Raw genomic sequence first — 19,609 nt, forward strand, 5'->3', positions numbered from 1 at the left:
AGTACGATGACCCTACCATTGTCCATTTCAACCCAAATAGGGCAGCCGATATTGTTTACCCCCGGCCTGCCAGCGGCCTATTCCAGCTACGCGCTGCAGGGCACCCAGCCGTATTATGCGGTGAGTGACAGCTTTGGCTGTATCCTGTTCCAGCAGGTAGCCAATCACAACTACAAGGCGTGGATGAGTCATTATATCATTAATAAACCGACAGCATTCAAAATAAAAGGAAATGTGGACGACCTGCTGCTCCACCATACGTTAAAGGGGAATATGTTTTACGAGCTGAATGGCCACGAAAGCGAGACTTTTCAGCATCAGATGAACATTGTCGTAACGCCGCGTCTTCGTCACCTGGTCAGGTTTAAATCACCTGGTCTGTACGTTGCGCTGGAGATTCAGATACCGGTAGATGAACTGAGGAGTTATCAGGAAAGCTTCCCCGTCGTGCAGGAATTACTCAATAAATTATCTAATGAAAATACCATTACTCTCCTGGATCAAAATATGATTGCTCACGAGCGGCTTCGCAACATTATACAAGACATAACAGAACGCCAGTTACCCAAAGCAGCCAGCGAAAAATACAGAGAACAGAAAACAGGAGAATTCATCATTGAATCACTTGATATGCTTACACGTTATTTAACAGATGCCAACGGCCTGAGTGCCGCCGACCACGAAAGAGGAGAGCGTACTGAAGTACACTTGCTGAAACATCTGCAGCAGCCATCACCTCCTACCCTCAAACAGCTTTCAAGATTTGCCGGTACAAATGAAAAGAAACTGGAAGAGATCTTCCGGAGTCGTCACGGTATTACGGTATACGACTTCTTCCAGAATGCACGTATGCGTATCATTTACCGCAAACTCACGGAAACGACTGTACCCTTGCAGGATCTTGCGGAAGAATTCGGTTACACGGATTATTCCAGCTTCTCTTATGCAGTAAAGAAGCGGTTTTCGCTGAGTCCGCGAGAGCTTCGGAAAAACAGCAGTATCAACTCTTAAGAGAAATTCTTTTTTTCCAAAGTTCGTCGTATTACTCCTAACATGAACCATATAGTCATGACGTAACTTTAAAACAGAAAGAACAATATTATTCGTTTTCGTTGCCATAACGATCTATAATACGACAAGAACATTTAATGGTATATTGAGGAAAACAACGTCCTGGCTTTCTAGCCGGGACCCTTTTTCTTACAATGTTACCATTTCAGTTATATCGCAACATATACCAGTTGTAATATGCCAATTAAATTTTCTTTACGTTGATTATACTCCCATTAAACATACTTAACCCAGGTACATGAAACCGTTTAAAAGCACGCTTTTGTTTGTTACCCTATGTTTCCCCTATTTTCAGATCGCCCTTGCCATTGGTGAGGGCGATCGATTTTCGGGCCACTGGGCGATGAAACAGGTCCCTGTTCAGACCCAATGGGCAACAGCCGTCTCCCCGGATAATGTCCTCCCGGAATATCCCCGGCCACAAATGGTACGTTCCCAATGGCAGAACCTGAATGGTCTCTGGGAATATGCCATTACGCACTGGGATGCCGGTATGCCGGATAAATTTGATGGAGAGATCCTGGTACCCTTCGCGATTGAATCGGCCCTTTCCGGCGTCCAGAAACAGCTATTACCGACACAACGTCTCTGGTACAGGCGGCATATCCGTAAACCCGATACGCATGGTGGTAAACGCGTATTGCTGCACTTTGGCGCGGTCGACTGGCGGGCAGCTGTTTTCCTGAATGGCAAACTTCTCGGGCGGCACATGGGTGGTTATCAGCATTTCTCTTTTGATATTACCGCTTCATTGCAGGAGGGAGATAATGAGCTGGTCGTCACAGTACTCGATCCTTCTAATCTCGGACCTAATCCCTGCGGAAAACAGAGTCTGCGGCCGCGGAAGATCTTATATACCGCCGTCAGCGGTATCTGGCAGACAGTCTGGCTGGAAACTGTCCCACCTACCTATATTACCGACCTTTATTCCACCCCGGATATCGATGCCCATTGTCTGAATCTGCGGGTCAATACTTCTGATACGACCGGTGTTACTGTTGATGTCACTGCTTATGCAGGTGCTGTGGTAGCTGGTCATACGCAAGGCCGGGCAGGCCGTATGCTGGACCTCGGTGTGCCTTTTACACGTCTATGGAGTCCTGCAAACCCCTTCCTTTATCATATGACCATCCGTCTGTTAAAGGATGGTCATGTCATTGATTCGGTCAACAGTTATTTCGGGATGCGGAAGATTAAAGTACAACCTGATAGTAGCGGTATGCCCCGGTTATTTCTCAATAATAAATATACTTTCCATCTTGGCGTCCTGGACCAGGGATACTGGCCGGAAGGGCTGTATACAGCTCCCACCGATGCCGCCTTACTATATGACATTGTGGCAATTAAAAACATGGGGTTCAATACTATCCGTAAACATGTCAAACTAGAGCCCGACCGCTGGTATTATTATGCGGATAGTCTGGGGATGCTGGTCTGGCAGGATATGGTCCCTTGTGCGGATGCCGATTATTACGCTACTTCTCAGTTTGAGCAGGAAAATGCGGAGAATCTCCGCCAGCTGCATCACTTTCCATCCATTGTGATGTGGATCCTGTTCAATGAAGGATGGGGGAAATACAATCAGCAAACACTGACCGAATGGATGAAACAAAGTGACCCTTCCCGTATTATCAACGGTCATTCGGGAGAAAACCTGGATGAGTACAGCGATACACCTGTCCGCGACCGCTGGATCAGTAGTGACGTGGCAGATGTACACTATTATCCTGGTCCTTACATTGCGCCGGCTTTGCCAGGTAAAGCCAGGGTATTAGGGGAATGGGGCGGTGTAAGAGTGCCAACACCAGGACATCAATGGGCGCCCGCCACGAGCTGGGGATATATACAGGTAACGGCGGATCGGTTTGCACAGCGCTATGCGTATATGATGGAGCGGTTGAAAAAGTATGAGCAGCAGGGATTGTCTGGAGCCATTTATACACAGCCGTATGATGTGGAGTCGGAGGAGAATGGGTTTATGACGTATGACAGGAAGGTGGTGAAGATAAAGCCGGAAGAGATGCGGAAGGTGAATCAGATATTAACGCATCAAACAGCCGGGCGCTGATGGCCCCGGCTGAGATGTGCATCATTAAAATGCGGTAGTTAAATAAGTTGTTATTACCGAACAAGGTTGATCAGCTATTGTAATAGCCGCACCATTAGGAGCAGTCAGGGTAATAACTCCTGATGGCGAACCAACGCTATAAAAAGTGGTCGTATACCAGGTACCTCCGTTAGAGATGTAATAAACATCTCCTGATGAAGTGCAGAAAAAGGTGGTTGTATAATATGGGAGAATACCGCTTCTCACCATAGTCGTATACTTCCAGGCTGGAATACTTGTAAATCGGTTTGTCTTAAATGAAAAGATACCTGCAGTAACTGTTAATACAAGCAGGGCGGCCAACAAAAATTTAGCTTTCTTCATAATGTGATTTAATTTTAAATGTGGAGACGCCCGAAAATACTTTCATTATAGCAGGATTACTTTGGATACAGCGGATTTAAAAAACAGGGCTTATCTGTGGTGACAAGCCCTGTATGATATTACATTATAAGCGTAGTACGTGTATAAATCGTCACACACGGATAAAATGGCAGAGTGATAGTTAATGGTCCTCCAACCTGCGTTAATGTAAGCGTAGTATATGGTACAGTCAGCAGATGCCATACAGTCGAATATACACCTAATTGTGTATGTATCCATCTATTCGATGACGTACATAGGTTACCAGTGACAAAATAAGTAATGCCACCTCTCTCTACGGTAACGATAGTAGTAGGATAGAATACTTGATCCAGTGTAAACCTTGCTTTAAATGCCAGCATACCTCCGGCAACAGCAAATAGTGCGATCAGCACAATGATGATCTTGGCTTTCTTCATATAGAGGGGATTAAATCATTCTCAAAAAGTGCCTACTCTTTTCTGATGGTTTTCGGCACGCCCATTATGCCGGCCGGCAATATTTTAAAGTAAGATGAAAAGGAAATGAAAATTATTTAGCTAGGAATATGTAGAATACAGGTCTTCTCAAATGTTCAGTTATTCAAAGGTCTTCATTTTATCAATACTGGTACATAGGACTGAGGTATAATAATTGCTATGAATTATCTCTATCTACTAAGCATTATACGCCCCCATCAAGCTACATTAAAGTGACTCCATCATTATGAGATATTTACTGATCCTGCTGCTCCTTTGCCAACTTGCTGTTACCAGTGCCCAAAAGCCTCCCATTAATAACATGACCTACAAAGGATGGGACATGCTATTAAATTACAATATCTGTGATAATGGGAAATACATCTGGTATACATATGGGTCTGAGTTGGCAGGCAGTTCGCTGGTAGTACGGTCTGTTCATGGGAATTATAGCCGGATCTTCGCCGGGGTAATGGATGCTGCTTTCACTTCAGATAATAAACATCTTGTCTTTCCTTCTCCACAAGGACTGGGCGTACTAACACTTCGGGATAACGCCATTTCATTTGACAAGCGGCTGAGTAACTATAATTTACCTGCAGATGGAAACGGCCAATGGTTGACGGCAAAAGCAGCGGACACCCTGGTATTAAAAGATCTGCATAGTGGTGAAGAATATCCATTCAAGGGAGTGCTGTCTTCTTTATTCAATGAGTCAGGGAATGTCCTGTTGCTCAATTTCAGAGATAGTCTCATCTGGTTAGATTTGACAACGATGCATCGGCAAAAGATCTCGTCCTGTTGCAACATAGAGAATCTCACATTTGCACATGCTGATACAGCAGCAGCTTTTACAAGCGGGGTACAACCAGATGTACAGTTGCACTATTTTAATAAAGGAATGGATAGCGGAAGACTTATTATTAACGTCACGGTTCCTTCCTTAGCGAATTTGCCTTTGCAATTCAGCGGTGACGATCAGTTGTTGTTTGTTAAAACAATGAGGATAAGAGATAAGCAGACCGAATCCTCTTACAGCAAAGTAAGCGTATGGGATTACCGGGATGTTCGTTTACAGTCGCAATCTGCGCCCGACCCATACACTCCTTATTCTGCAGTTGTTCCAATCTCCAGAGGTCCCATCACACATCTTGAAAACATTGATACAACGCTGGCTTCAATACCAGGCAACAGATACGCGCTAGTATCTAATGTGGTGAATGAGGAAGATAGTTACTGGAATGATCAACAGATTAAAAGTTATGATCTCCTGTCGCTCTTTGATGGTAAGAAACAGCATATCATTCATGCTCCTCAGCGGGTAAGTGACATTCAACTATCACCGGGGGAGCGATTTGTTATATGGTATGATATTGCCAATAAGCAGTATTTCAGTTATGAAACTGCCAGTGGGAAAATCCGATGTCTTACCCAATCTATCAATGTCCCGCTGATACGTGAGCGGATCAGCCGGAAAGAAATATTTACTTACGGAATTGCCGGCTGGCTGGCCAATGACCAGCGGGTGTTGCTATATGATGAATATGATATCTGGATGCTGGATCCTTCCGGACAAGTGGCTCCTGTAAATATTACTAACCAATACGGTCACCAGCACAAAACAGCACTGCGGATGGTTTATCCACAGCGGTTGTCAACGTTATCTTTAAAAGAGCCATTGCTACTTACATGTCTGGATAGTAACAAAAACAATGGATTTATGCAGATTGTATTGGGAGTCAATCCGAATCCTGTACCAATAAAAATGGATCCAGTTGTATATCATTTTCCTGCACTGGTGGTATTTGAACCTCCGCCGCCCATAAAAGCGAAGAAAGCAAATGTGTATTTACTACAACAGCAAAGCGCTACTCAGGCGCCTAATCTTGTCATCACTACTGATTTCAGCACGTTTTCGCCTTTCTCTGATATACAACCACAACATAACTTTAACTGGCTGACAGCTGAACTGGTACATTGGCCCATATCGGATAGCCTAACCGGAACGGGGATTTTATATAAGCCTGAAAACTTTGATAGTACGCTAAAATATCCGGTCATCTTTACTTATTATGAAGAACGGAGTAACGAATTGAATGTCTTTCCACATGTGCGGCTTAGTTCTGGTACTTTGACTATCGCCTGGTATGTAAGCAATGGATATCTTGTTTTTGTACCGGATATTTATCGTCCGACCGGGAAAAGTGGTGTTTGTATTCTTAATACGGTTGAATCCGCTGCGCGGTATCTTTCTCTGCGTTCATATGTAAATGCCGCCAGGCTAGGTTTACAGGGGCATAGCTTTGGCGGATATGAGACTAACTACATTATCGCGCATTCTAACTTGTTTGCCGCGGCACAGTCTTCCGCTGCACCGGCTGAATTATTCGGGTTACATGGTGGATTGGGATTTAGCGGACGCAGTTATCATTTTATTTCTGAAGTAGGGCAGATGAATCAGGGCGTTGCACCCTGGGAAGATCCTACATTATATATCCAGGGTTCGCCAGTGTTGTTTGCGGAGAAAATTAATACGCCTTTGTTGATGATGCATAATAAGGAAGATGGGGCAGTGCCATTTTCACAGTCGGTGGCGTTGTTTACAGCGTTGAGGCGCTTGGGGAAGCCGGTATGGTTGCTGGAATATAAAGGGGAAGGGCATGTGCTGTATGATTGGGAGTGTCAGGTGGATTTTACGAGGAGGCAGGAGGAGTTTTTTGGGAGGTATTTGATGAAATAAATCAGGACATCTGAAAATCAGGTATTTTGAATCCACTTGCAATTAGCTGTTGTTTTTCACGGACTATCCCTATAAATTCATGAAAAGACATAAGCCATTCATGCTGTTTGGGATTATAAGTTTTATGTATCCCCCTGGGAAGGACTAATTGCACCTGATGAGCTTTCATCTGATTGAGCTGATGATCACTTATTCCAGGCTGCATAGTAAGTAAATGTTTGGCACTGATCCTTGCCGCCTCAGCCAACACCTGTCTCCATCTATCCTTCAATGATGTTTTTACACCAAGCATTGTAAGTAATTCAGCAGGAACAAGAGGATTGTGGTAAAGTTTAACATGTGGGAATAAAAAATCCGGTTTTGCTTTATCCTCTGTAATCTGTCCCTTTGAATAAGAAATTCCCTGCTGCTTCAGAATATATTGAACATGTTCTTCAAAGGCGCTTCCAGCACGAGCCTTTCGTCGATTAAGTACGCTTAACGAGAACCCTATAAATGCTTCAACATCGGGCTCATCTCCGTTTAAAAACCCCTCTCTTAAACGGGCTGCTATTTTGTGCTTTTCCAACCGACGAAAAAGCATCTCTTCCCATGTCATCAATTCAATTAATGCATTATCCGGATCCTCAATTACATCAATCTTCACAGGAAGAGATCGGCGTGCCAGTTCGGAAAATTCAGTCACTGAAGGAAATTCCCCATTGTATTTAGCAATTAATTCATCAAGCTTTTCATGTTCAGATTCCTTCAATTCAATTCCAATAGCCTCCATTATAAAACGCGCTGAAAAGTCTATTGCTTTGTCCTTTATATTAAGCTCCGAGAAGGAAAACAAATTACCTTGCGGCGGAGTAAGGTTGAAAAGCCAGTAAAGTTGACTGACCACCGAACTATCAGAAGGGCTGATTATGATGAGTAACGTATTATCCGTTTTTCTTGCAAGAAACATAACATCTCCGACATGCGCATTCTTCATCACCACATTATCAGGACAATACAGTCGATATTCACTCCTATCAGGGCTCGCTTCCCGGGCATCATACCATGTGACAACTGTATCTGCTGTGATAGGATCATTCTCATCATTCATCCATAAAAGTTTACAGCCAAAGTCTACCCGCTCTGTCTCAAAAAGAACATTTTTCAATTCTTTTGTCCCATTGAACTCATGTTGGTTTGACTTCGTACCATAGACCTCAACAGTCCGCAGCACTTTTGCCACTACTGATTGGAAATATTGTGAGAGATGGCCGTTCTGCATATCAGTGATGTTAAGCAATCATTTCAGGATTATCAAAAGGTAGGCGCATCTGAGCTTCTTGTCTGCGACGTATTACTTCATTTATGTAAGGCTTCATAAATTTAGCAATTGCCGCCGCAGCAGGCACAACTACAGAATTACCAAACTGTCTGTATGCCTGTGTATCAGAAACAGGAATTATAAAACTGGATTCATCGGGACGATCAAAACCCATTAAACGGGCGCACTCACGCGGAGTAAGTCTCCTCGGCCGATCACCATCCTGGTGTATCAGTATTTCAGAACCATCCTTATGATATCTTGCAGAAAGGGTACGGGTAACATCGTTAGGACCGAAAACACTATAGCCAAATCCATTCCCTTTTGCACTGTGTTTTTCACGATATTCCCGGAGATAGTCCCATAAACGGGGAGTCAGTGTATACTTTTCAGCAACATAACCTTCTTCTGTAAGATAGGGGGATCCATCTTCCGGCATTTCTCCCTGCTTATGCAGTATAGAGCCTAGTCTTGGGCTTTTATCCTTATCTGGTATTTTGAAATCTTCAAAAGTAAATCCGACATCTTCCCGGAAGCCTGCAATAAATATACGTTCCCGATGTTGGGGTACCCAGCCACGCCCATCTATTATCTTATAAGAGACCTTGTACCCAAGCTCTTCTGTAAGCGTTCTATAAATGATATCAAAAGTTCTCCCCTTATCATGGCTTCTTAGATTCTTAACGTTTTCCAGCAAAAAAGCAGCTGGTCTGTGATGCTGCAATATCTTTGCGAGATCAAAAAACAATGTCCCCTGAGTTTCATCAAGAAATCCATGTGTTCTTCCAAGGGAATTTTTCTTTGATACTCCAGCCAGGGAAAATGGCTGACAGGGAAAACCTCCAACAAGAAAGTCGTGGGCTGGTATGTTATTAAGAGCTTCAGGAGAACTGGTATATTCCCTTATGTCACCAGCTACGGGATGATCACATATGTAGTTTGCCTGATATGTTACGCGACAGGATTTGTCCCATTCACTTGTGAATACGCACTGTCCATTTATGGAATCAAAGGCTTTCCTGAAGCCACCTATTCCGGCAAACAAATCTATATATCTGAAGTCATAACGATGCTCCGGACCGTGAGCAACAGAATTAGCAGCCCTGATGATTGCTTTAAGATCCTTTATGACATAAGCTCTGGGATCTGCCTCACCCTTTTCCCACCTATAAATTGTGCGCTTTGTAACACCATATTTTTCAGCAGCATCCTCAACAGACAAACCTGCTTTTTCTAATAACTCTGCAAACTTTTCAGCCATCGCTGGGTCTATTTTTGACATTATGTCGCAAATAACAACAATTTAGTAAACCCACAAAATCACGTTTTCCCCAACTTTACTAACAATTCCTTCAGTGTATTCTCCAATTTGTCTTTTCTAAGTTCACATTCCCAGATAACAATGACATTCCATTGATTTTCAGTCAGCTTCTGACAGGCTTTCCTGTCGTTGTTTATATTTGAATTGATCTTTTGCCGCCACCAATCTGTTCTGGTCTTAGGTATTACATAATATTTACATCCTTCATGCCCATGCCAGAAACAGCCATTGATAAATATTACTGTTTTGTATTTAGGAAGTATGATGTCAGGGCGGCCAGGCATGTCCTTTACATGCAACCGGTACCTGAATCCATTTGCATGAAGGAATTTACGAACCAGCATCTCAGGTTTTGTGTTCTTACCTTTAATCTGGCTCATGTTGTAACTACGGGTCTCTACACTATGTACATCTGCCATATGAAAGATATTTACAGCAAAGGTTGATCCTGAAATTTACCGAAGTCTAAGTTAATCTGAAGATTTTGTCCCTGAGTTCAAAAACCTTATCATTAGACTTCCCGTATTCATAGGCGATTTCACCAAACATATAAATTTTTAATTTCATGGCTCTTATTTCAGCCAGATGTCTCGCCATTCCATTCACAATATTTGTGCAACAAACATGAAATCCATCTGTATGAAATGCTCTAACTAGAGCATATGAAGGATGACTATAGGAATTTTTTCTACCTGCTGAAATTATAGCATACGACAGGTCCGACTTTTCCACAATCTGCCAGAACTCCGGACAATGCTTTTCAGATTTACTCATTTCTCCAGCTATATGAAACATGAATGGTATTGCATCTTGGGGCATGTATAGACGAGACTGGTGAACGCCTGTTTCACCAGCATCATTCGATGAAATGAATTTACAGAAAATCAGCTATCCTTTATATACAGCCGTAATTGCACTTCGCAGCTTCGTCATATTGCCGGAGGGTTCTACGGTTTATATCGCTAAAATAAAATTTAATGTATTAAAAGCAACATCCATCAATAAAAACCGAACTATATATGTAGATATTTTCCTTCAAAAATGACATATTTATGCAGCTATAAAAATAAACTGCCGGCAGTACAATTACGCATACCGGCAGTTTATGAAAATATTTTGATCGTTTCTAGCTACGAATTACCTTTTTCAAAGAATCCACACTGATACCCCCAATGATAATTTCCCTAAATTCTTTCTTCTTGTCATACACTGCCAAATAAGGAAATCCCGGCGCCTTATAATAGCTAAAGAAAAATCCGTTGACATCCTTACCAATTGTAACATTCTTGAATTTATCTAGCTTAAACAAGGTATCATACATATGGATCTCCTTGAAATCAGCCGCGCTTACCAGGTAAAACCGGGTATCTTTTAACTCATCCATTCGTTTTGTCAACTCTCTGGTCAAGGCCTGACAATATGGACAATCAGGGCCAAAGAAAAACAATACCACCGGTTGTCCTTTGGGAATAGAAGCTGTATTTATTTTAACAGTAGTGTCCAGCAATTGAATTTTAAAATCAGGCATCTTTCTATCGATTCCCGGAGGCAATGGCCTTTGTCTTTCGCAACTGAATATCCCTATTAAAAACAGGGCTACAAACAATACTCTCATCTTTATGATATTTTATTATTGGCTGCTTTCCAGATATAATCTATCAGTAGCAGTCCGAAGGAGAAAAATATTAATATCGGCAGCATCTGGAATCGCAAAGCGATCTGGGATGCGAATACACTAAATCCAAAGTTGATAATCCATAAACCAAAAGCCAGCAGCAATCCAACGGATAAGGCTTTGTTGTATTTGAAACCTTTTAATAGTACAAAGCCAAACAAACTGAATATGAAGACAACGTTCATCATCCCTACAAGGATAGGGTAGAAGTTGAGAATGGTGACTTTCAGATCTTTGAAATGAGTTTTTAATTTGCGGGATTCAAATCCGAACCATTGCTGGCCGATAGGTGCAATACTATCTTTACCCATATTATAGGTATCCAGAAACTCAACCGGTGGCGCATAGTACTTCATGGTATTGGGCACCAGGTAGTATTGGGTAAACGTAACCGGGTACTGTTTGATCAGGTAAGCACCATATTCAGAAAACAGCGGTCCTACGGAGGCCCATTTCTTTAGTATATGCGCAGTGGAGTCTTTTTTGAACTTCTGATACATGTATTGCTGTAGAGGAGATTTCGGATCCCACATATACCAGGTATTCGCGATCATCATTTCCTGCTGATGCATGAAAACGTTCCTTGTTGTATCAAAGTAGGTGCGCACCATCTTGTCGAGTTGTTTAAACTTCGCGGGCATAGGAGGTGGTGGTTCGTCCTGGACAAAGCGGTAAGCATAAAGCGCATTATTGGCCATCTGCCAACCGCTGAAAGGAGAGAACTGACGGATACCAGTGAGTCTATCATATTGATTGCTGGTATGCCAGACAAATCCCGCAATAAGTACTAAACTTGACAGCATCCCAATCACCTTCATTCTCCATGGTTGTCTGCTGATAATAAAGGCGATGGCAGCAACTATAGGATAAAACAGCGCGTTGTACCTCACGGTGAAGGCTAACAGAATAATAACCGCATGCCAGATGATCAGACCTTTATTAGGTCGATGCAATATCCACAGTAACAATGTAAACCAGATCAAGCTCAGACTAAGAAATAACGCGTCACTGGATACATAATTGGCAATGAAAAGAAATACCGGATTAAATATCATTCCTGCGAATAACAATCCGAATATAACCTTTCCTGGTCTGTAGAAATAAGCCAGCGTTAATATGAGCATCAATGCGCTGGACTGTAAGAGCAGATATTGGAAACCGACCAATGCGGTATCCCATATGGTGAACGTACTGAAGAATCTTAAAAATTTGGAATAACCAATCGGATAAGTGTTTATACTAAAGTTGCCAAATGCGGATTCCAGGTAAACATAAGAATCTCCATCAATAAATCCGGCTGATGGATAGAAATGTTTAAATACCAGGAACTGCAAAATGACAGCCAGGCCTGCAAACCAGATCAGTGCTTTATTCCAGGGCTGGCCCCATATAAACTCCTTAAAAGAAGGCACTCTCTTAGGTGCTACTGCGACTGGCACTTCATCTGTGGATTTCTCTTCATGATATTCCTGCTCGGTGTTAATCGCCCAGATGTTATCTTTCGCAGTAACACCAGCAATGATATTATCAACCGCTACCATGGCAGTAAGCATGGAGTGGTCTGCATTGTTATACTTATGCATACCGTTACGTCCCACCAGGAATATATTCTCCAGCTTATCTGTATAAGCTCTCACCTGATCGAATTGTTCATAAGCACCGAAGTACGCAGGGTAAGTCTTTTCTACTCTCAGCACTGTACTATCTAATACATTGTCTGTGGATGCCAAACCGATCTTCTCCAACTCCCGGATTGCTAAAGCAGAGATCTCACTATCAGGTAATTTCCAGAAATCGTCGGTTTCATTACAGAAAAACTCCATTCCTACCCAGGCGGTATCTGGATCTTTCACCATATAAGGGCTCCAGTTATTGAACAGCTGCAGGCGACCCACCTTTACATCTTTCTCCTGGATGTATATCCAGGTATCTTCCAGCTTCAAAGGCTTCCATTCCCCCGTGTGTTTATCCAGGAAGGATAATTTCCTTAATAAAATACCGACGGTAATGAAATCCCTGTATTGCAATTTAGATGCGATATCCCTCACCTGAGCTGGCACATCGCCTACAATACCGCCTATCAGCTCTTTAACAGGCATAGTGCTGAAGAAATAATCACCAGTTAACCGCAGTTCTTCTCCGGTCTCTCTGTTTACGGCCGTTACTGCCGTTACCTTATTATCTTCTGTATAAATATTCTTTACATCACAATGCATGTGGATAATGCCCCCCATCTCCTGTACTTGTCTGGCGACTTCCTCCCATAGCTGTCCGGGCCCAAGCTTAGGATAGAAGAATTTTTCGATCAGACTTGTCTCTGTACCTTTTTGCGCAATATCTCCCTGATCTTTTGTCTTCTTTTTTGATAATTCCTGTATCGCATGCTCAATAGCTTTCCGAATACTCACGCCTTTGATGCGTTGAGCGCCCCATTCCGCCGGGATCTCATCACATGGTACACCCCACACTTTCTCTGTGTAATCTTTAAAGAAGAGGTTATATAAAGTCTTCCCAAAGCGATTGATCATAAAATCAGCCAGACTCTTCTCGGGCTTCTTAGGGAATAATTGCGCCCATAAATAAGAAATGAGGATGGCGATCGTCCGGCCTACGCCTAGTTTTCTTAGCGTATCTACGGATAATGTAATAGGATATGTAAAGAACCTGCGCAAAAAGTAGATCCTGGACAATCTATTACGTACCAGCATTACCTTATCAGGATCATCACTCTTAATACCGGGGAAATCTTTTCTGTTTACTTCCCTCGTTTTATTCTGGTAAGAGATCTTGTGACTATCACTCCCGGGTTCCAATGGCAATATATTTAACCACCATTGCATCACTCTATCTGATTTAGAGAAAAAACGGTGGCCACCGATATCCATACGGTTGCCTTTATAGTTAATCGTTTTTGAGATACCACCTATATCTCCGCTTTTCTCTAATATAACAGGGATAATATCTGTACGCTGTAACATCTCATAAGCAGCAGTCAGTCCAGCAGGACCTGCTCCAATGATAATGGCTTTTCTTTTTGACTCCATAATGTGGTATTGATAAATGTGAAACAGGGCGCCTCAAGAGGGTCATGGTTAACTATTCTAAAATACCACAGTATTTATTCCCATTTGTTAGGAGAAAGCGGATAATTATATAGCTGGGTCTGGAACCGGGCTTTCTTCGACTGGTTTTGACTCCTGCCGGCTTTCCTGGATGACAAATCCTAGTAATAGCACTGCGAAAGTCAACGTGAAAATAAATGGGAATGCCTGGTATCGTAATACTATTGGCGATGCCAGTACACTGAAGGCGAGGTTGCCAAGCCAGATGATTAACATCACCCATAAAACTTTCCTGTAGTAAGGGCTGACTTTAGAGAAGCCGCCTAATATTACAAAACCGATGAATCCGAAGAAGAAGATTACATTAATCATTGCCAATAGCAGCGGGAATATTGCAGTGAGGATGATGTTTTTGTTTTTGGAGAAATGATGGACTTTGTTGGATTTGTATCCGAACCAGGTGACTGCGCCGGGATCTACTGTGTCACTGCCCATGTTATAAATACCCAAAAACTCAGTTGGTGGGGAGTAGTAATTTAGAAAATTAGGCCAAATGTAGTATTTAATAAACTCCGCAGGGTGTTGCTTGATCAACCATGTCCCGTACTGGCCATATAGAGGCGACACAGAGGCCCAACGTTTTAAGTATGGCGTAGTACTGTCTTTTTTATACTTATCAGCTAAATAGAGCTTTAAAGGAGCTTTTTCGTCCCAGAGGTAATAGATACCAAGTTCTCCGTCGGGGCGTTGTTTTAATTTATTAAGTGAGTCCATGTGTTGTATAGTGAAATTGTGCAATTTCACAAACTGTTTAGGAATATTTGATCTTTGAGGCGGAACGTGAGCATACATAAATAGCGCATTGCTTCCTATTTGCCAGCCGCCGAAAGGAGAGAATATTGCGACGCCTAAGTTTTCCTTAAACGTTAAAGTGGTATATGTGAAGAACCAGGCTACAGGAAGCAATACTATAGCTAATCTTAACAACTTCTCTTTTAAGATGCCCTTGGTTATAAATACCACCAGTATACTTATTATTGGGTAATATAAGGCATTATAGCGTACTGAGAATACAAACCCTAGTATTAGGGCATGTAGGATAAACATGCGCGTATTAGGTTCGTAAATGAGCCAGAAAAGGGTTGTTAGCCAGAGTAAGCTGAAAGTGGCGAATAAGGCGTCGCTTGAGACGAAGTTGGCGATGTATAACCATAAAGGATTGAGTACGAGCAAGGCGAATAGTATGCGAGTGAGCAATTTACCAGGTTGAAGTAGGTATTTGATTGAAAATAGAAAGGACAGTATTGAGAATTGTAAAAGGGAGTATTGAACAATGACCAGGCCCGTGCTAGATCTATTGAATACGCTTATAAAGCGAAGGAATTTTGAATATCCGACTGGCCACATATTGATATTTACGTTATTGAATGCGGCATCTATGTACGAATAAGAATCAGGAAGGAAGTTGGGGAAGGGGTAAAGTCTAAGATTGACAATTAACAAAAGCATGGCCAATAAGATGGAAATAAGCAATAACCATCTGTTATCTTTTTCAATCCAGACATTACAAACAAAGGCGTTAGGAAATAATAAGGGTTTAAATTCCATAAGAGCTCAGCTTAGCATATCAACTTTAACAGGAAAGTTAATTAAGGAAACAGAGTTCTAAGTTACGAGATAGAGAATTATTTCTCTAAGCTGTGCTTTGGGGATTTCTTAGAGGGCTAAGATAAATGCGAAAAGGGGAAATACCGTATGTAGAGAGTTCATTTTTGATTCTAATCAGAAATTAATTCTAATCAAACTTTGATCAGCTATCATATGGAAAGCCAGAGCAAGCCCCAGTTATCCAAAGGATTGCCGACATTGGAATAAATAGATTGACAATTGATATTTTAATTGGTATCCAAACAATTGTTGATCGAACTATAAAAATATATTGAAAACGATTCTTTTGTAATAAAAATATCACGTCTATAACTCCAGAAAAATCTCAAACAATTAATATTAGAGACGATGGCAATCCATGTTGAATACCACTACAGATTTCACATTTCTCACTCAGAGCAAGTTAAGACAATAGTTTGTGATAATATATTTTATAGTCTATTATCTTTTAGAGAAAAAGATCAAAAGTCAGATTTAACTCTATTAAAATTTAGAGGCATGCTATTGCCCATCCAATAGGGCAGTGGCAATCCTTTTAAATAATAATCAAAAAACTGTTGCTGACGAATCGTAAAATCCATTTTATTCTCTACATTAGAAAGCACGTGTCCTTCCCCATCATATTGAAGCAGCCAAGTTGGATTTCTATTCCTTCTAAGAGCTATAAATTGTGATACGGCTTGTGAAAAAGGAACACTACCATCCTTTTTATTATGCATTATTAACACCGGTGTCTTTACTTTATCCGCGTATGGGATAAGTGAATTTCTAGTATATAAATCTGGAGAGGCCCAAGGAGATGCTCCAATATTAAATATTCCTTTCTCTAATAGAAAGCTAAGACTTTTCTCACCAAACCCAAGGCCTCCGAAGTATCCAAACAGATCCGAAATACCGGCGGATGGTTGTGCTGCAGCGAATAGATTACAATGTGAAATCAGATAATTTGTTTCATACCCACCAAAGCTATGCCCTTGCAATCCTAGCTTGGTACTATCTACATATCGGAATCCTGACAGATATCGAGCAGCAGATACCACCGAATTACTTATTCCTTCTCCCAATAATCCGGTTTCTCTATAAATATCAGGCATAAATACAAGATATCCATTACTAACATACCACGGAATACTCAAAGTCCCAATACTTAAATCCGGATAACGAAATCTAAAAACTTCATTACTACAACCTTCATAGTAATTAAAAATAACTGGGTATTTTTTCGTTGAATCAAAATTCTCGGGTTTATAAAGTATTCCGACTCCGATTTCGCCATTCTTCATTTTCCATCTGACCAACTCTGAAGTCATCCAATTAAATTCGACTTGGGGCTCTATGTTAGAGACTGAGATAAAACTATTAAAATCTTCAGTAATAACTAAATTAGGAGGACGTTTAGCGCTTTGTTTCTGAAGTAGGTAGACATCTGCAAATTTAGCTTTTAAGGGAGGCGGAGGATCCAATGCATAAATAGATGGGAAATAATATAAACATTCTTCCATAGGAATTGATGTCATTTTATTAACGTGACCTAGCCTTGCCTTGGTAAAACCATTCTTCCTGGTAGTTATATCCAACGCGGTTATAGGGAGAGAATCAGAATCTTGATATGTTGCAAGTCTATCTTTAGGCACCGCGCTACGAAGCTTAATCTTGTTATTCCTTCCAAATTCGTTAGTAATATTTATTGGCTTAACAACACCAGATGGATCTATTTCCCAAATATCATATTCATCATAACATAGAAAGCGCGAATCATTTTTAATCCACCCAGCAATCCCAAATGCATATTTTTCAGGGCGATTGGTCTGGTTATTATATAACTTGCTGGAAATTCCAGCACTAACAATTTTCCCCTCTCGCCTAGCAATGTCAAAACATACATACTGGTGTTGAGAACTATCATACCAGTACATATATTTTTCGTTAGGCGAGATAAACGGCTGATAAACTCCCTGTGCTGAAGATATGGTATATATAGTATCTCCTTTTTCCAAAGATATTAACTTATAAAGTTGAGGTTTATCTGATTGCCAATAAGCTTCAAGATTACTTATTTTATTAACAACCATAGCATATTTACCGATCGGAGGCCACAATAAACTCCAATATTTATTTTCTAAGCGAATAAAAGTTGCATTAGAAAAATTGTAAACAGCGGAAAACGTCCTACGTGGTTCACGTAAATAATCATATTGTTGTTGCGAGTATAAAATTGAATCCTTGTATGACCATATATCAAGACTTGATAATAATTGTACATTCTGATCATTTCTCTCAAATTCAAGATCGCCAAATTTCAAAAAAAGCCGATTCCCTTTTTCACTAAAAGAAAGCTGATCTGGCAAAATCCGCTCATTTTTAGTGAGATTCGCAGATTCTTGATCTAGAATCACTTCTGCATGCTCCATACCCGGTCGGAATATAAAAATTTTTGATCCGATCGAATCTGAAACCGAAAAAACAAGTTTCGAGCTTGATTGATCAAAAATATAATTTCCATCGTTATGCCCTCGATAGATAACCTTATCCATTTTCTTTTGCAAATCCTTATAAATTAAACTGTCTCCCATTTCAACTAAAACGGCATTTCCGTTTGGATTAAACAGACTTTTAACAGCACCTGCGTATCTTTTAAAACTCGAATCTTTAAATTCCGCTAAGAAAAGTGTGTCACCGATAAAGTAACTTATCCAATTTCCATTTCCATCATTAGGTATTGCGAACCACTTTGCACCTAATATGGTTTTTACACTATTATTTTCTAAGTCTATAATACCAATACCATTTTCACTTTCAAAAACAAACCGTCGACTGTTTGATGTAAATTTTCCATTTCCAACATTAGACAAAGAACGTATTAACCTTCCATTTTTATAACAAATAACAAGAGTAGCCCCATCTCGCTCATTGCTATATGAATATTCAATAAACCTGCCATCATTAGATAGTTTATAGTCTGAAAGTTTATTCCATTCTTTATAGACAGCATTCTCAATTAGTCGCTTTTGTCCCAAACATGTAAAACCAATGCAAAAATCGAAAATCAATAAAAAGAAGATAATGCTTTTATAACTAGACATAAAACGAATTAATGTAATTAAAAATCACATACAATATATTAACCTTTAGGTATACTGAACATTAGGGATACAGAAGATTATATACGAGACACGGAAAATTTCATACTAGCATCCATCCAATGGGCACTAGTATAAAATAAATGATTATTTACAATATGAGTATTTTAGATAAAATGCCATGATGTACCATTTTTTTTTAACCCCTACTATGCCGCCTAAACCAATCCTTGGCTAATTTCACTAAGAATAAATATCAAAACTTTTTAGGGCGAACGCCGAACCCCTTCTAAAAAAGTAGGCATCATTTCTTAACCCAAAGGTTAGCTTTTAACCCAAAAAGCATTTTCGTATATGAAAAAGGCAAAAATCATTCTGGCATCCATCGCCTTATTTGCATTCGTTGGAGGAGTTCTTGCTTTTAACGCACCAAAATTCACTGCGTTGCAGGCATTTACAACTACCACAAGAATTAGCACTGTTATCAACGGTTCAACTTATTACAAAGTAACAAGCCCTGCTCTTCCTGTTCTTTGTACAACAACTGATCGTTGGATCACAAATGAAGGCGTATTAGTTAACACTCTTACATCATCAGCAACGACCTTAGGAACATTTACTACCTTGGGTACTACTATCACAACTAGTTACCCAACATGTACAACAACCCAAACATTCACTACTGTAGTTCCTTGATCATTGACTATTCAAAAAGGCTTTAAGCCTTTATCGTTGATTAAAAATTATGCATGGCTAGTATAACA

The 19,609-nt window shown here is 40.7% G+C and carries 13 protein-coding genes; 4 read left to right on the forward strand and 9 right to left on the reverse strand.

Translation table 11 applies throughout. The features are described from left to right. The first annotated feature begins 6 nt into the window (after positions 1-6). Together BMZ72_RS22970 and BMZ72_RS22975 are read left to right on the forward strand one after the other, a co-directional pair. Complete coding sequence (locus BMZ72_RS22970) at positions 7-1,011, forward strand: helix-turn-helix domain-containing protein (RefSeq protein ID WP_089812039.1); 1,005 nt, start codon at positions 7-9, stop codon at positions 1,009-1,011. Positions 1,012-1,309: 298 nt separating this feature from the next. Further along, positions 1,310-3,139 carry a glycoside hydrolase family 2 protein gene (locus BMZ72_RS22975; RefSeq protein ID WP_089812040.1) on the forward strand — a complete coding sequence of 610 codons (1,830 nt, stop codon included), beginning with the start codon at positions 1,310-1,312 and terminating at the stop codon, positions 3,137-3,139. A 24-nt stretch (positions 3,140-3,163) separates the two neighbouring features. Here the strand turns inward: BMZ72_RS22975 and BMZ72_RS22980 are convergent, their stop codons facing one another. Continuing rightward, a complete protein-coding gene (locus tag BMZ72_RS22980; protein WP_089812041.1) occupies positions 3,164-3,502 on the reverse strand; it encodes a hypothetical protein in 339 nt (112 codons plus the stop codon). Positions 3,503-3,621: 119 nt separating this feature from the next. Further along, on the reverse strand, positions 3,622-3,960 hold the full coding sequence (locus BMZ72_RS22985; protein ID WP_089812042.1) for a hypothetical protein: 339 nt from the start codon (positions 3,958-3,960) through the stop codon (positions 3,622-3,624). Between the two features lie 286 nt (positions 3,961-4,246). On the opposite strand from BMZ72_RS22985, the gene BMZ72_RS22990 reads away from it, so the two are divergent. Then, positions 4,247-6,739, forward strand: coding sequence for an alpha/beta hydrolase family protein (locus BMZ72_RS22990; protein ID WP_089812043.1), 2,493 nt, complete (start codon positions 4,247-4,249; stop codon positions 6,737-6,739). Between the two features lies 1 nt (position 6,740). Here the strand turns inward: BMZ72_RS22990 and BMZ72_RS22995 are convergent, their stop codons facing one another. From BMZ72_RS22995 to BMZ72_RS23030, 7 genes are all read right to left on the reverse strand, one after another. Further along, a complete protein-coding gene (locus BMZ72_RS22995) occupies positions 6,741-8,000 on the reverse strand; it encodes a type II restriction endonuclease (RefSeq protein WP_089812044.1) in 1,260 nt (419 codons plus the stop codon). Positions 8,001-8,010: 10 nt separating this feature from the next. After that, entirely contained in the window at positions 8,011-9,321 is a 1,311-nt protein-coding gene (dcm, locus tag BMZ72_RS23000) for a DNA (cytosine-5-)-methyltransferase (RefSeq protein ID WP_317043496.1), read from the reverse strand. Positions 9,322-9,359: 38 nt separating this feature from the next. Continuing rightward, positions 9,360-9,779, reverse strand: a complete 420-nt coding sequence (locus BMZ72_RS23005) for a very short patch repair endonuclease (RefSeq protein WP_089812046.1) — start codon at positions 9,777-9,779, stop codon at positions 9,360-9,362. 707 nt (positions 9,780-10,486) lie between these two features. Next, the gene (locus BMZ72_RS23015; RefSeq protein WP_177222904.1) at positions 10,487-10,888 is read right to left on the reverse strand and encodes a TlpA family protein disulfide reductase; all 402 of its coding nucleotides are present in this window, start codon (positions 10,886-10,888) and stop codon (positions 10,487-10,489) included. 89 nt (positions 10,889-10,977) lie between these two features. Further along, the gene (locus tag BMZ72_RS23020) at positions 10,978-14,079 is read right to left on the reverse strand and encodes an FAD-dependent oxidoreductase (RefSeq protein ID WP_089812049.1); all 3,102 of its coding nucleotides are present in this window, start codon (positions 14,077-14,079) and stop codon (positions 10,978-10,980) included. Positions 14,080-14,184: 105 nt separating this feature from the next. Beyond that, positions 14,185-15,705, reverse strand: coding sequence for a hypothetical protein (locus BMZ72_RS23025; protein ID WP_089812050.1), 1,521 nt, complete (start codon positions 15,703-15,705; stop codon positions 14,185-14,187). Between the two features lie 521 nt (positions 15,706-16,226). Beyond that, positions 16,227-18,848, reverse strand: a complete 2,622-nt coding sequence (locus BMZ72_RS23030; protein WP_089812051.1) for an alpha/beta hydrolase family protein — start codon at positions 18,846-18,848, stop codon at positions 16,227-16,229. 351 nt (positions 18,849-19,199) lie between these two features. On the opposite strand from BMZ72_RS23030, the gene BMZ72_RS36400 reads away from it, so the two are divergent. Next, positions 19,200-19,541, forward strand: a complete 342-nt coding sequence (locus BMZ72_RS36400) for a hypothetical protein (RefSeq protein ID WP_143087755.1) — start codon at positions 19,200-19,202, stop codon at positions 19,539-19,541. The last annotated feature ends 68 nt before the right edge of the window (positions 19,542-19,609 follow it).

The organism is Chitinophaga sp. YR627 (genome assembly GCF_900114995.1).
Classification (GTDB): Bacteria; Bacteroidota; Bacteroidia; order Chitinophagales; family Chitinophagaceae; genus Chitinophaga.